Source organism: bacterium (assembly GCA_040757115.1).
Lineage (GTDB): Bacteria > UBA9089 > CG2-30-40-21 > CG2-30-40-21 > SBAY01 > JBFLXS01.
The window spans coordinates 1-15,070 of sequence record JBFLYA010000088.1 but is presented as its reverse complement, the minus strand read 5'-3'; the positions used below and the strand labels follow the sequence as shown (position 1 = coordinate 15,070).

The 15,070-nt window shown below is 38.0% G+C and carries 15 protein-coding genes; 14 read left to right on the top strand and 1 reads right to left on the bottom strand.

The window, feature by feature from the left end:
* Positions 1–179 precede the first annotated feature (179 nt).
* From AB1422_09460 to atpC, 6 genes are all read left to right on the top strand, one after another.
* A complete protein-coding gene (locus tag AB1422_09460) occupies positions 180–1,022 on the top strand; it encodes an exosortase/archaeosortase family protein (GenBank protein ID MEW6619539.1) in 843 nt (280 codons plus the stop codon).
* The gene (locus AB1422_09455; GenBank protein MEW6619538.1) at positions 1,012–1,659 is read left to right on the top strand and encodes an exosortase C-terminal domain/associated protein EpsI; all 648 of its coding nucleotides are present in this window, start codon (positions 1,012–1,014) and stop codon (positions 1,657–1,659) included. The genes AB1422_09460 and AB1422_09455 overlap by 11 nt, the downstream gene beginning before the upstream one ends.
* A 241-nt stretch (positions 1,660–1,900) precedes the next feature.
* Positions 1,901–3,094, top strand: a complete 1,194-nt coding sequence (locus AB1422_09450) for an HD-GYP domain-containing protein (protein ID MEW6619537.1) — start codon at positions 1,901–1,903, stop codon at positions 3,092–3,094.
* 198 nt (positions 3,095–3,292) lie between these two features.
* Complete coding sequence (locus tag AB1422_09445; GenBank protein MEW6619536.1) at positions 3,293–4,003, top strand: DUF3307 domain-containing protein; 711 nt, start codon at positions 3,293–3,295, stop codon at positions 4,001–4,003.
* A gap of 150 nt (positions 4,004–4,153) precedes the next feature.
* The gene (atpD, locus tag AB1422_09440) at positions 4,154–5,572 is read left to right on the top strand and encodes a F0F1 ATP synthase subunit beta (protein ID MEW6619535.1); all 1,419 of its coding nucleotides are present in this window, start codon (positions 4,154–4,156) and stop codon (positions 5,570–5,572) included.
* Positions 5,573–5,827 carry an ATP synthase F1 subunit epsilon gene (atpC, locus tag AB1422_09435; GenBank protein ID MEW6619534.1) on the top strand — a complete coding sequence of 85 codons (255 nt, stop codon included), beginning with the start codon at positions 5,573–5,575 and terminating at the stop codon, positions 5,825–5,827.
* 54 nt (positions 5,828–5,881) lie between these two features.
* Here atpC and AB1422_09430 read toward each other — a convergent pair whose 3' ends face one another.
* Positions 5,882–6,046: a hypothetical protein gene (locus AB1422_09430; GenBank protein ID MEW6619533.1), complete on the bottom strand. Its 165-nt coding sequence runs from the start codon at positions 6,044–6,046 to the stop codon at positions 5,882–5,884.
* 267 nt (positions 6,047–6,313) lie between these two features.
* Between AB1422_09430 and AB1422_09425 the strand changes: the two genes are divergently transcribed.
* The 8 genes from AB1422_09425 to AB1422_09390 form a co-directional block, all read left to right on the top strand.
* Positions 6,314–7,882 carry a tetratricopeptide repeat protein gene (locus AB1422_09425; protein MEW6619532.1) on the top strand — a complete coding sequence of 523 codons (1,569 nt, stop codon included), beginning with the start codon at positions 6,314–6,316 and terminating at the stop codon, positions 7,880–7,882.
* The gene (gene eno / locus AB1422_09420) at positions 7,875–9,140 is read left to right on the top strand and encodes a phosphopyruvate hydratase (protein MEW6619531.1); all 1,266 of its coding nucleotides are present in this window, start codon (positions 7,875–7,877) and stop codon (positions 9,138–9,140) included. Before AB1422_09425 ends, eno begins: the two co-directional genes overlap by 8 nt.
* 49 nt (positions 9,141–9,189) lie before the next feature.
* Positions 9,190–9,504 (top strand): septum formation initiator family protein, encoded by a 315-nt coding sequence (locus AB1422_09415; GenBank protein ID MEW6619530.1) that lies wholly within the window; start codon positions 9,190–9,192, stop codon positions 9,502–9,504.
* A 193-nt stretch (positions 9,505–9,697) separates the two neighbouring features.
* Positions 9,698–9,943 carry a four helix bundle protein gene (locus AB1422_09410; GenBank protein ID MEW6619529.1) on the top strand — a complete coding sequence of 82 codons (246 nt, stop codon included), beginning with the start codon at positions 9,698–9,700 and terminating at the stop codon, positions 9,941–9,943.
* A gap of 194 nt (positions 9,944–10,137) precedes the next feature.
* Positions 10,138–10,443, top strand: a complete 306-nt coding sequence (locus tag AB1422_09405; GenBank protein MEW6619528.1) for a hypothetical protein — start codon at positions 10,138–10,140, stop codon at positions 10,441–10,443.
* Positions 10,392–11,030 (top strand): nucleotidyl transferase AbiEii/AbiGii toxin family protein, encoded by a 639-nt coding sequence (locus tag AB1422_09400; GenBank protein MEW6619527.1) that lies wholly within the window; start codon positions 10,392–10,394, stop codon positions 11,028–11,030. The genes AB1422_09405 and AB1422_09400 overlap by 52 nt, the downstream gene beginning before the upstream one ends.
* A 382-nt stretch (positions 11,031–11,412) precedes the next feature.
* Positions 11,413–12,729 carry a hypothetical protein gene (locus AB1422_09395; protein ID MEW6619526.1) on the top strand — a complete coding sequence of 439 codons (1,317 nt, stop codon included), beginning with the start codon at positions 11,413–11,415 and terminating at the stop codon, positions 12,727–12,729.
* On the top strand, positions 12,716–15,070 hold a 2,355-nt coding region (locus AB1422_09390), incomplete at its 3' end, for a tetratricopeptide repeat protein (GenBank protein MEW6619525.1). The genes AB1422_09395 and AB1422_09390, both read left to right, overlap by 14 nt.

Here is a 15,070-nt window from a genome sequence, read left to right as displayed (position 1 = left end):
TAAACTTTGGAATTTGGTGTTTGGGATTTGGTGCTTGGAATTTGGAATTTATTTGGAATTTGGTGCTTGGAATTTGGAATTTCTATCAAATCTGTCCACTAAAAGATGTGGGTAATGATTAGGCCAAAGGAGAACATCAATTGAGTAGCGACAGAGCACTAGGAAAAGAGTAGGTGGTTATGATTATCTGGTCAAAGATAAAAGTTTGGATAGTGGTTATTTTGGTCATCCTCGTCTATTTACCAACCTTTTTCTGGATGAAATATAAATATTTAGAAGGGGAGTCAAACTATACTCATGGTCCATTAATTCCCATTATCTCCTTATTCTTAATCTGGAAAATGAAGGATGAGTTAAAAAAGATACCAGTTATCTCCTGTGCAAAAGGATTAATACTATTTTGTGCAGGATTATTAATTCATCTGGTAAGCCGTTGTTTTTTAATAGACTTTGTCAGCGGCTTTTCACTTATTATTGTCATTTTTGGACTATGTTTATATCTTTTAGGGGCTAAAATGACCAGGAAACTTATTTTCCCAATAAGTTTCCTGGTTTTTATGGTTCCTCTGCCGGAGGTATTTACTCTTTTTTTAACATTTCATCTTAAGATGTTTGCAACCTACTGGGCGACTGTCTCTATAAATTTAATGGGTATCCCGGTATCTATGGAAGGAGCAAGAATAAATTTACCGGATGATTTCCTTGAAGTTGGTGAACCGTGCAGTGGACTCAGATCTTTAATTACACTTTTAGCCTTAGGGACACTATTTGCCAATATTTTATCTATATCATTTTTAAGGAGAATTATTCTATTTTTCTCTGCTGTGCCTGTGGCTATTTTATCTAATATCGTGAGAATAATTTTCCTGACACTCATCACTTATGTCTATGGTCATGAGGCTGCATTAACAGAACCAACGCATACCCTCGCCGGATTATTGGTATTTATCATCGCCTTAATAGGATTAGGAGCAATTGGAAAGGTTTTAACCTGGCATAAAGAGGGAAAAAATGGAAACTAAAAAAAATTATACTATAGTCATAGTTTTATTATCAGTGGCGTTATTAATTATAATTTTTCTTTCTTTACCTTCACCACCGATTCGAGAGACCAATCTAAAACATTTTCCAAAAATAATTGGTGAATGGAAGGGTGAGGACTACCCTATTGAAGAGAGGGTTTATAAGATGTTAAGGAAGAGTGATTTACTTCTGCGAGCATACACAAATACAAAGGGAGATACGGTTTTACTTTTTATCGTGGCAAGTAGTGTCAATCCAGAGGCATTTCATCCACCAGAGATTTGTCTTACAGGGGGAGGGACCCAGTTCCTTAAAAAAGAGATAGTTCAAATTCAAATTAATCACGGAAAGATTGGATGTAATAAATTATATATTAAAGAAAAAGATACCGAATTCCTTACAATCTACTGGTTTAGAGTTGGTAAAAGGAATACGCATAGTTATTATATTCAACAATTGAATATAGTTTTTGATCAAATAAGACGAAAAGATAGTGTTGCCGCGATGATTAGAATCAGTAGTCTTGTTGAAAAGGGGAAAATAGATAACATAGACACCATCGAGGAGAATTTTATTAAAGAGATAGCTCCGTTACTTGATAAATATCTTATGATCTTATCGTTACCCACATCTTGAGAGGGAAGATTTTTGAGGGGAAGTACTGTGAAATAACAGAGATATGCAACCCCCAATAATTAACAATTGACAATTTACAATTAACAATTGACCATTATTTGTTAATTTTGTCAACATCAAATATTAATTGTGAATTGATAATGGCTAATTGATAATTGTCAATTAACTATATTTGGACTTGTGGGTAACGATAAGATCTTATGATGGGGACAAATATCCCCCAATAGAGGTTATATCAGATATGAAAGATGACATAAAATTAGCCCAAAGGCAATTAGAAGAGCTAATGGGAAAAATTGGGACAAGCGAAAAGTTTAACGCATTTGAGAAATCTTTTAAAAATATCTGTCAACGAGTCTATAATTTAGAATCATTAATTGAAGTCAGTCAAATTGTCACCTCGACATTGCAAATAAAGGAATTATTACCCTTGATTATGGAACTGACGACTAAACTGATGAAAGCAGAGGCATCTTCGTTAATGTTAATCGAAGATGAGCATTTTGTTTTTGAGGTTGCTATTGGCGAGAAAAAGAATGAGTTAAAAAAGATTAAATTACCTATTACTGAGGGAGTAGCGGGCTGGGTAGTTAAAAACAAACAGCCCCTTTCCATCAAAGATGTTAGTCAGGACACGAGATTTTATCGAAAGATTGATGAAGAAATTAAGTTCGTGACGAAATCACTTCTATGTGTGCCATTATTAATTAAAGATAGGGTAATTGGAGTAGTCGAGGCAATCAATAAAATTGGGGATGAGGGATTTTCAACCGCTGATTTAGAATTATTGCAGGCAATGGCTAATCAAGAGGGGATTGCGATTGAAAATGCGAAGTTGTATGAAGACCTGAAAGAGTTATTTTTTAATAGTATCAAAGCCTTAGTGACCACGATTGAAGCCAAAGACCCTTACACCAGAGGCCATAGTGAACGAGTAATGCAATATTCTCAAGCAATTACAATGAAATTAAATTTGAATGAAAATGAAAAAGAAACCATTAGATTGGCAGGATTACTTCATGATATTGGCAAGATAGGTATTAATGAATCTATCATTAAAAAACCTGGTAGATTGACAGAGGAAGAATTTGCCGAGGTAAAAAGACATCCCGGTATTGGAAAAGAGATTATTAAGCCAATAAAACAGTTAGATGCTATTATTCCTGGTGTTTTCCAACATCATGAGCGATATGATGGAAAAGGGTATCCCTCTGGGGTAAAAGATGTAGAGATATCTCTAATGGGGAGAATATTAGCCATTGCCGATACTTTTGATGCTATGACCTCAGATAGACCATATCGTCAGGGGTTACCACATCAACAGGCTTTAGATGAATTAAAGGAGCAGGCTGGATTCCAATTTGACCCTGATGTAGTCAAGGCATTTTTGCAGGCGTATGAAGAAGGATTGATTACCGTAGTGAGTAGAGAGTAGTGAGATTAGCCTGTCCCACAAGTTTTACTGGACACCGTGAAGAGTGATAATTCACAATTCACAATTGACAATTCACCATCCACCATTATTAAGGAAATTTAGGGAAGAATTTGTGAATGGTGAATTGCGAATTGTGAATGAATGTAACATTGTCCAGTAAAACTTATGGGTCAAGATTAGAGTAGCGAGGGAGGGAAAATGATTATTTTTTATCAATTATTATTAGTTCATTTAATCGCAGATTATCCATTACAATTTAATGAATTATTCAAATTGAAGGTAAGGAGTAAATGGGGTGTGTTACTCCACTGTGGAATTGTGGGAATAATGGCTATTCCTTTCTTGTTTCCTTATATCCTTTGTCTCAAGATGTGGCTGGCAATCTTTATCTTGATAATCTCCCATTTCCTGATTGATTATCTCCGAATAGTCATTACGACTAACACACAGACAGATAACCTCTGGATGTTTTTGTTAGACCAGTCTCTACATATAATTGTTATGTGGTTTATTACCTTAATTATTCTTTCTATCCCTGAATCTGCCATCAAAATACCTGAATTTACAAGAGGCGTGCTGGAGGATAAAATTATACTCTTAACGGCAAGTGGATTTATTGCCGGTGGCTATTTTGGGGCAATAGTTATTCATTATTTAAAGAAGATGATTAGTGAGGATTACTCATCTCAGGCATTAAAGACTAAAAGATACGGAATAATCGAGCGACTATTGATTATGACTTTAATTCTTATGCCCAGTCTATTCTTTCTCTTCATCCCCACTATCCTTATTGCCAGAATGGTCATTTCCAAAGAAAGAGAAGAAGAATATAGTTTGTTTGACAGTATTGCCAGTACATCTATTGCCGTAATTTTTGGATTAATATTAAAGATGTTTGTCTGGGGATAATGGTTGCAAAAAAATATTGACAATATGATTATTTTAGTATAAACTATGGTTTAGAGAAATCAGGAGATAGAAAACAGAAGTTAGATAAAAATTGCTAACTAATTACCATTCACCAATTACCAATCACCAAATTTAAGGAGGGATAAAAAAATGCGAACAGGGAAAATAAAACAGATATTAGGGCCAGTAGTAGATATCAAGTTTGAGACAGATGATTTACCCCCTATTTACAACGCGGTCAAAATCAAAAGGGAAAAGGCAAGTGCTGTTGCTTTAGAGCAAGAATTAGTCGTAGAAGTAGCACAACATCTGGGCGATAATACGGTCAGAACGATTGCTATGGATTATACCGACGGGATAAAAAGAGGGTTGGAGGCAACAGATACAGGTTATCCGATTAGGGTCCCGGTTGGAGAAGCCACTTTAGGTCGGGTAATGGGTCCGTGGGGTGAACCTCTGGATAATTTAGGCTCCATAGAAGCCTCAGAATATTCACCCATTCATAAACCATCACCCACATTTGACGACCAGGAGGTAATTCGTGAACCATTTGAGACAGGATTAAAGGCAGTAGATTTATTAGCACCTTTTGCTAAAGGAGGAAAGGTTGGATTATTTGGTGGTGCAGGTGTGGGGAAAACAGTGTTAGTTATGGAATTAATTCGTAATGTCGCGACCGAGCATGGCGGTGTCTCAGTATTTGCTGGCGTAGGTGAACGAACACGCGAAGGAAATGACCTCTGGTTAGAAATGAAAGAATCAGGCGTAATTGCCAAAACTGCACTTGTCTATGGTCAAATGCAAGAATCACCCGGTGCCCGATTCCGTGTTGCATTGAGTGGATTAACGGTTGCCGAATATTTTAGAGACAAAAAGAATCAAGATGTTCTGTTATTTATTGATAATATATTTCGATTTGTGCAAGCCGGTTCGGAAGTATCAGCCCTTTTAGGTCGAATGCCTTCGGCGGTTGGTTATCAATCGACCCTCGGCACAGATATGGGCGCCTTACAAGAAAGAATCACCTCAACCAAAAAAGGTTCTATCACCTCAGTTCAGGCAATATATGTTCCGGCAGATGATCTGACCGACCCTGCTCCGGCAACTACATTTTCTCACCTTGATGCAACTATTGTTTTATCGCGACAAATAGCAGAATTAGGCATATATCCGGCAATTGACCCATTAGATTCTACATCCAGAATACTTGACCCAAGAATATTAGGGGAGGAACATTATAAAACAACTCGCGCCGTTCAACAAGTCCTTCAACGATACAAAGACTTGCAGGATATTATCGCTATCTTAGGTATGGATGAATTAAGTGAAGAGGATAAAATGACGGTGTATCGTGCCAGAAAAATACAAAAATTCTTATCTCAACCATTCTTTGTTGCAGAGGTATTTACCGGAAGGCCAGGGAAATATGTTAGTGTCAAAGAGACAGTGCGTGGGTTTAAAGAGATTGTTGAAGGAAAGTATGATGATATCCCGGAGGCGTGTTTTTATATGGTTGGTGGGATAGATGAGGTATTAGAAAAGGCTCAATTGTTAGAAAAGGAAAAATAGATGATAGAGTTTAAACTGATTACCCCAGAAAAATTAATTTTAGAAGGTGACGCAAATTCAATTACCTGCCCGGGGAGTTTAGGAGAATTTGGGGTTTTACCTTCCCACGCACCCCTTTTAACTACGCTTGGCAGCGGTAGATTACAAATTAATCGTGAAAAAGAACAAAAAAAGTTTGAAATCGAAAATGGGTTTTGCGAAGTCTTACCAGATAAAGTTATTATCTTAGCCGATAAGATAGAAAGTGAACAGTGAAGGTAATTATTCACCGCACAGACACAGAGACGCAGAGAAAAAATTAAAATCTATTCACCAGAGACAGAGATTTTCGGGACGGTAACCGTTCAGGCTATATATCAAAAGTGTAAGAAAGGGGATAAGGAGATAAGAGTGATATGGAGATAAGATAATAGAAATAGATTGAAATTTATAGAAATAGGTAGAAATTGATTGTGGAAAACAACAAATTTCCATAAATTTCTATTAGTTTCTATTAATTTCAATTTTTTTAATAATATCTCCCTATCTCCTTAATCTCCACATCTCCTTTTGTTACACCACCTGAACGCTTACCAGCCTTTTTGAACATCGAAAAACGCGAAAAACACGAAAAAAAGATATTTTCCTCTCTGTTTCTCTGCGTCTGTGCGGTGAACGGTTACCAGTGAAGAGTAAAGAGTTTTACTGCCCTCTGTTCACTGAATTACTCTTCACTGAGCAATAAGTTTTTTGGGAGCAAAAATGAGGAATCTAATTTATTTTATATTTATCTGCCTTATGTGTGCGGGTTGTGTCCATCTATCTAACAAACAGATTTCACCACCTACAATCTCCGATGCTTACACATATTTTAGTTTAGGTGTTCTGTATGACCAGGAGAACAAGATAAAAGAAGCGATTGAAGAATACAAAAAGGCAGATAAAATCCAGCCCAATGCGGCAATCAAAAGCAGTTTAGCCACAGATTATTTTATTCTTGGGAATTTATCTCAGGCAAAAAAATATGCAAGAGAGGCTATCAACTTTGACCCTGAATGCATCCAGGCTCATTTTACCTTAGGGAAAATATATGTTGGGGAAAAGCAATATTCGAAGGCATTGAAAGAGTTCACTTATGTAGTAGAATTAGACCCAAATGACGGCGCCGCACATTATTTCCTGGGATTTTTAAATGCCCATTTTAAAAATTATCAGGAGGCAATTAAATCTTATACAAAAGCAATAGAATTAGAACCGAATTTCCCACTTGCTTACTTAGAATTAAGTGATATTTATCTTAGAGTAGGGATGTTGAATGAGGCTATTTCTACATTAGAGAAAACTGTCAGTCTGCTACCTCTGGATAGTGAAATTTATTTTACATTAGCCACTCTATACGAAGAAAAAGGACTAATAGAAAATGCCAAAATGTTCTATCAAAAAGGGCTAATACTTGAACCAGATAATTTAGAGGTACGACGCAGACTTATTTTACTCCATCTGTCAAGCGATGAATTAAAACCCGCTATTGAGCAGCTAAAGATTGTTTTACAAAATGACCCGGATGATGGGAAGTCGCATTTTTTATTAGGATTAGCCTACGAAAAGGAAAAAGATTTCAAAAAGGCAATTATCGAGTTTGAAAAGGTAATCGAACTTAATAAAAATTTTTATGAGGCTTATATTCGATTATGTTATTTATACAGTGTCGAAGAACAATATGATTTAGCCATTAAAACTATTCATCAGACACTTAAAAGACAACCACAAAATTCAAAATTATATCTCCTGTTAGGGATGATTTATAATGACAAAACTAACTATCGAATGGCTATTCCTGCTTTTAAGAAGGCAGTTAAATTAGACCCAAAAGATGAGATGGCTTATTTCCATTTAGGGGTAGCCTATGACAATGTGGAGAGGCTGGATGAAGCCATTGAGTGTTTTTATCAATGTATTAAATTAAATCCACAAAATGCAAACGCCTATAACTATATTGGCTATTTATATGCTGAGAGGGGTATCCATCTGGATGAGGCAATTAATCTAATTAAAAAGGCGTTAGAGATAAAACCAAACAATGGCACCTATATTGATAGTTTAGGCTGGGCTTATTTTCAATCTGGTAGATTAGATGAAGCATTAATAGAAATGGAAAAGGCTTATGAGTTAATTAATGATGACCCAGTCATTTGTGAACATTTAGGTGATGTCTATTATGCCAGGAATATGAGAGAAAAGGCAATAGAATTATGGAACAAATCTAAGGAATTAGGCAATTCTAATATCCAGTTTTTAGAGAAATTAAAAAAGGAGGTAGGTAATGACTGAAATTATAGACATTTGGGCAAGAGAGATCTTAGATTCGCGTGGTAATCCCACGGTTGAAGTAGAGGTAGAGTTAGAGTGTGGAGAAATTGGCAGAGCCGCAGTGCCTTCCGGTGCATCTACCGGAACTTATGAGGCGTTAGAATTAAGGGATGGCGACAAAGAAAGGTATTTAGGGAAAGGGGTACTAAAGGCCGTTGATGTAGTCAATGATATTATTGCCCCTGAGTTAGAAGGTGAAGATGCCACCTGCCAGGCATTGATTGACCAGATAATGATTGATTTAGATGGGACTGAAAATAAGGAAAAACTCGGGGCTAATGCCATTTTGGGAACTTCTTTAGCCGTAGCTAAAGCCGCCGCTTTAGCCGTAGAATTGCCTCTTTATCAATATTTAGGTGGTGTCCAGGCTAAAACATTACCCGTGCCTATGTTGAATATCTTGAATGGTGGCAAACATGCAGATAACCCAATTGATATTCAGGAATTTATGATTGTGCCCAAAGGAGCAGAATGTTTTTCAGAAGGATTACGAATGAGCGTGGAGACATTTCATCAATTAAAAAAGATTTTGAATGAAAAAGGCTATTCTACGGCTGTGGGTGATGAAGGAGGGTTTGCTCCTAATATCTCCTCAACCGAAGAGGCACTTAAACTTATCCTCCAGGCGATTGAAAAAGCAGGCTATAAACCCGGTGAGGAGATATTTTTAGCCCTGGATGTCGCCGCATCTGAACTATTTGAGGATGATAGATATAATTTTAAAGGCGAGAGAAAAGTGATGACCTCCGCAGAGCTTATTTCCTATTATAAATCATTAGTTGAGAAATATCCTATCATTTCCATAGAAGATGGCTTTGCGGAAGACGATTGGGATGGATGGAAAAACTTTACGCAGGAATTGAGTGGCAAAATTCAAATTGTTGGGGATGATTTATTTGTCACCAATCCGAAAAGATTATCTAAAGGACTAGGATTAGGTGTCGCTAATTCTATCTTGATTAAGGTCAATCAAATTGGGACATTAACCGAAACACTTGATGTCATAGAATTAGCAAAGCGGGCGGGTTATACCACGGTTATCTCTCATCGTTCGGGCGAAACAGAGGATACGACGATTGCCGATATTGCCGTGGCGACAAATGCCGGTCAGATAAAAACAGGTGCCCCATCTCGCACCGACCGCGTGGCTAAATATAACCAACTGCTACGCATAGAAGAAGAACTGGGAATTACTGGAATATATGGAAATAGACAGTAATTAGTAGGCAGTAGTGAATTAAAATCCAAAATTAAAACTGGGGGAAACAATGGAATTCGAAATAACCTTTCCTCGGAAAAAGAAAAAGACCAGACAAAAAAAATTATTAGTTTTAACTATAATCTTTATCATATTATTCATTGGTGGAATGAATAATATCCTCACTATTTTTCATCAGAAGCGGCAAGTCTCAACTTTAACCAGACAAATACGAGAAATAGAGGAGAAGAATAAGGCTCTGGATAAGGAAAAAACGGCATTAAAAAATGACTCAACCCGAATAGAGGATTTAGCCAGACAAATGGGAATGATGCGACAGGGGGAGAAAAAAGTTAAGTTTGTCCCTAAAGAAGAAGAAAAATGACAAATGGTAATTACTATGGCTAAAAACATGGTTGATGGTTTATAGTTGATAGTTTCATAGACTATCAACCATCAACTATCAACTATCCACTATCCACAATACTAATGTGAACTTCTGGTTAATACTTACTATAAATGTAACTATTCACCCTGTAGGAAAGTAGGAGAGTAGGGAAGTAGGAAAGGGAAAGAAAATGAATGAGAAGTTAGATGATTTTAGACAACTTGTAGTATGGCAAAAAAGCCATCATTTAGTGATAAGAATATACGAAATAACCAAAAACTTCCCAACTGAAGAAAAATATGGATTGGTGCAACAGATGTGCAAAGCGGCTGTTTCTATTCCAGCAAATATTGCAGAAAGTTTTAAGAAACAAGGCATAAAGAATAAGTTAAATGCCTATAATATAAGCCAGGGATCTCTTGAAGAACTAAGGTAATGCATCAGTGAAATGGGGGATTTCCCTGAAAGTAGGAAGTAGGAGAGTAGGAAAGGGGAGACATTGTCCCCAGAAGAGGAATACCGTGCACATCCTTTATCCCTTTCCTACTTACCTACTACCTACTACCTACTTCCTAGTTGCTTGGTATGCTGAATAGTTACCTATAAATTTATAAATGGGGAGGAAGATAGGTGAGTAATAGGTTGCCTAAATATTTAAAAAAATATTTCTGGGATATATCATTCGAAGCTCTAAATAAAGATAACTATTCTAACTTTATCATTGAGCGAATATTAGAATATGGAGATGAAAAGGCTATTTTCTGGATGATAAAGAGTTTTTCTATACAGCTAATTAAAAATACACTTTTGCACACTCGAAGACTATCTCCTAAAAGTGCTAATTTCTGGCGCCTATATTTTGACCTAAATAAAGAGGAAATTTTATGTTTGAAAAGGTCATTTCAAAAGCAACAAAGTCCAATATGGAATTATTAAGATTACTATGTAAGGATTATTATTTAGTAGGTGAAACAGGAGTAGCGTTACAATTAGGACATCGTCAATCATTGGATTTAGATTTCTTTACACCAATGGATATTGATACTAATTTATGTATAGAAAGACTTATAGAAAAAGGTGATTTTATATTGGAAAAAAAGTCACCTAATACAGTTATAGGAATATTTGAAGGAACAAAAGTTAGTTTTTTTAAATATCCCTATCCACTTTTGTTTTCAACTAAAGATTTTATGGGCATAAAAGTAGCAGATATTTTAGATATTGCTTGTATGAAGATGGATGCTATTTCCTCAAGAGGAAGTCGAAGAGATTTTATTGATTTATATGTCATTTGTCAACAAAAAAGACATCTCAGGGAAATATTAGGATTTTTTAGAGAAAAATATAAAAGTGTAAATTATAATATTATTCACATTCTTAAAAGTTTAACTTATTTTGATGATGCTGACAAAGAACCTATGCCTAACCTGTTGATTGAAATCGATTGGGCGAAAGTAAAAGATTTTTTTGAGTCAGAAGTAAAAGAAATTAAATGGGGAGGAAATTCTGGTCGGCAAGGGTGATTATTTGAATTTTATTGGCATTGCTATCCTGGCTGGTCTGACCCCAAAGGCCCTACAGTAGAACCTGTTTATGGTAACATAAAAGGGAATTCAGGATATAGATTTGTAACTATTCAGCCACTGATTAACACGGATTAACACGGATAAATACAGAGGTCAGAAGACAGATGAGAAAAGGGGAAACGGAGAAGGAGAGGAGACAGGAGGCACTATACCTGAATTTTCAGCCATCAGCCTTCAACCTTGAGCCTAACTACGGACACGGATTACGAATTTTCAGTGTTTCATCTGTGTCCATCTGTGGCTGAATAGTTACGGGAAATGCAAAATTTGATTGACATAATCTTAATTTTTTGGTAGAATATAATATAAGAGGTGCTAAATGTCAAAGGCTTCTAAATTGGATGATGTGATAAATTGTTTCGATAGCCAGAAACCCCTTTGTCCAAAAGATGATCCCTGGTATGTGGAGACAGAACGAAAGGAGATTGAGATAATCAAAGATGACCTTCTGACCACTAACCGGGGGCTAAAATTTCTCCTTGGTGGACATCCGGGCAATGGTAAGTCAACTGAACTGAACAAGATTGACTATGATGAAGCAATTAATGCAAAGTATTTAGTGGTTAAATACAGCGCCAATGAAGTGCTTGATATTAATGATATAGATATTATTGACTTTTTGCTCACTATGACCTTTAAGATTTTAGAGAAGGCAGAAAAAACAAACACTACTCTGCCGGGATATTTGCAAGAGCGTTTAAAAGAGATGGAGGGCTATTTCACCGACAAGTTGCAAATCGAAAAGACTACTACAAAAGCAAGAAATGGTGAAATTGGAGGAGGCGTAGAGGCAAAGACGGGTTTCAAATTCCCTTTTGTAAGACTGGGTGCTGACTTTTTCGCAAAAGTACGACTGCAGTCTGAAACACGCAAACAGATTCGTGAATTTTACAGGGTTAAGGTTACTGACCTGCGTAATTTAGTCAACGATATTATCCTTAATATCAAACTATCAATTACACCACGTGATATATTGCTGATTATAGACGATCTGGACAAGACTGGTCCCACACAGGCAGAAAAGCTTTTCTTTGAAGAGGGAAATATTATTGGCGATATTAAGTGCAGTGCCTTGCTTACTATTCCTATCTCAATGATTTATTCACCAAAGAGTGCGGTGATTGTTAGCAAGATTGGGCGGCAAAAGGTCCTGCGTAATCTGAGGTTGAAAGATAGAGATGGCAAAGAAGATGAAAAAGCTATAAAACATAGAGAAACCCTGCGACAGCTTGTGTTTAAGCGGATGGAAAAGGATTTGATTGAAGACAATGCCTTGAATATGGCTGTAGATGCCAGTGGGGGTGTGTTCCGTACCTTAATTGATCTTATTGCCTCTGCCTCAAGTTATTCAAGGGTCCAGGGCGGTAAAAAGATTGATACTGTTGACATGGAAACAGCTATCAATGAAGAGCGGGCAAATAAAAAGCGTGCCCTTAACCGTACTTATTATGATATATTGCTTGAAATATATGACCACAAGAGACTCCTCAGCCCGGATAGGGTAGAAGCTTTAGAATTATTCCATTCCCTGTTTGCCCTCGAATATATGAATGGTGATGAATGGTGCGATATCCATCCTTTATTAATATCAGATGTAGAAGAATACAGGAAGATTAAACAAAATGAAAAAGCCTGATAAAACAGTTGTCTTTCGTAAAAAGGATGAACTTCAGATTCCCCGCCTCTTTCATCAACTCCGCCTTTTTAAAAACCGGGGCTGCCTTTTTTTTATTAGTTGTGAAACTTCGGATGTAGAAAATGAACTGGCTGAGAGAATCGCAAGTGAGATGGCCAGGGAGTTTGATTGCTATTCTATCTTTTTGTCGCCAACCATAATTGACCCCTTTGCCAAAATTGAGCAGTACTTTTTAACCAAGCCCAAACCCTGTTTGAAACCTGTCTTTTTAATCCGGGATATTGTCTCTATCAGGGAAGATGAGCCGAGCCTTAGCCGGTTTCTGCAGGGGATAAACCTTAACCGAGATAAAATCGGTCAGCAAAATCTCAGTCTGATATTCTTCGTAGATGATTCTCTCTTAAACCTGGTTATCTTTAAAGCCCCGGATTTTTATACATTTAAGTCAGGTGTCTTCCGGTTTGGAGATGAGGCAAAGGTTCGCCGGGAAATTGCTCAAAAGGCAGAAGAACCTTCGGAAAATGAGCAGAGGCTTGCCTCTCTGACAGAAACCTTCAGAACTCAGGCAGAGTCGTTATCTGAAGAAGCAAAGGCTGACCTGGCTTTTGAGATTGGCTACCTTCACCAGGAGCTTTCAAATTTCCAGGATGCGCTAAGGTATTATGAAATAGCCCTGCCACTGTTTAAAAGAGCCAAAATTTACAGAAATGAAGCAACAGTCATTGGCAATATTGGCCTGGTTTATCGCGATATGGGGGAATTGGAACAGGCGTTGAAATACTTCAAGCAGGCTCTTGAGATAGATAAGCAGATAGGGTATCTGCAGGGAGAGGCTTCTGCCTTGGGTAATATCGGCCTGGTTTATAGCGATATGGGGGAATTGGAACAGGCGTTGAAATACCATAAGCAGGCTCTTGAGATAGATAAGCAGATAGGGTATCTGCAGGGAGAGGCTTCTGACCTGGGCAATATCGGCATAGTTTATCGCGATATGGGGGAATTGGAACAGGCGTTGAAATACTTCAAGCAGGCTCTTGAGATAGATAAGCAGATAGGGTATCTGCAGGGAGAGGCTAATCAACTGGGCAATATCGGCCTGGTTTATCGCGATATGGGGGAATTGGAACAGGCGTTGAAATACCATAAGCAGGCTCTTGAGCTCCATAAGCAGATAGGGTATCTGCAGGGAGAGGCTAATCACCTGGGCAATATTGGCCTGGTTTATCGCGATATGGGGGAATTGGAACAGGCGTTGAAATACTTCAAGCAGGCTCTTGAGATAGATAAGCAGATAGGGTATCTGCAGGGAGAGGCTAATCACCTGGGCAATATTGGCCTGGTTTATCGCGATATGGGGGAATTGGAACAGGCGTTGAAATACTTCAAGCAGGCTCTTGAGATAGATAAGCAGATAGGGTATCTGCAGGGAGAGGCTTCTGACCTGGGCAATATCGGCCTGGTTTATCGCGATATGGGGGAATTGGAACAGGCGTTGAAATACTTCAAGCAGGCTCTTGAGATAGATAAGCAGATAGGGTATCTGCAGGGAGAGGCTTCTGACCTGGGCAATATCGGCCTGGTTTATCGCGATATGGGGGAATTGGAACAGGCGTTGAAATACCTAAAGCAGGCTCTTGAGATAGATAAGCAGATAGGGTATCTGCAGGGAGAGGCTAATCAACTGGGCAATATCGGCCTGGTTTATCGCGATATGGGGGAATTGGAACAGGCGTTGAAATACTTCAAGCAGGCTCTTGAGATAGATAAGCAGATAGGGTATCTGCAGGGAGAGGCTTCTGACCTGGGCAATATCGGCCTGGTTTATCGCGATATGGGGGAATTGGAACAGGCGTTGAAATACCATAAGCAGGCTCTTGAGATAGATAAGCAGATAGGGTATCTGCAGGGAGAGGCTAATCAACTGGGCAATATCGGCCTGGTTTATAGCGATATGGGGGAATTGGAACAGGCGTTGAAATACCATAAGCAGGCTCTTGAGATAGATAAGCAGATAGGGTATCTGCAGGGAGAGGCTTCTGACCTGGGCAATATCGGCATAGTTTATCGCGATATGGGGGAATTGGAACAGGCGTTGAAATACTTCAAGCAGGCTCTTGAGCTCCATAAGCAGATAGGGTATCTGCAGGGAGAGGCTAATCAACTGGGCAATATCGGCTCGGTTTATTACGATATGGGGGAATTGGAACAGGCGTTGAAATACCATAAGCAGGCTCTTGAGCTCCATAAGCAGATAGGGTATCTGTCGGGAGAGGCTTCTGACCTGGGCAATATCGGCATAGTTTATAGCGATATGGGGGAATTGGAACAGGCGTTGAAATAC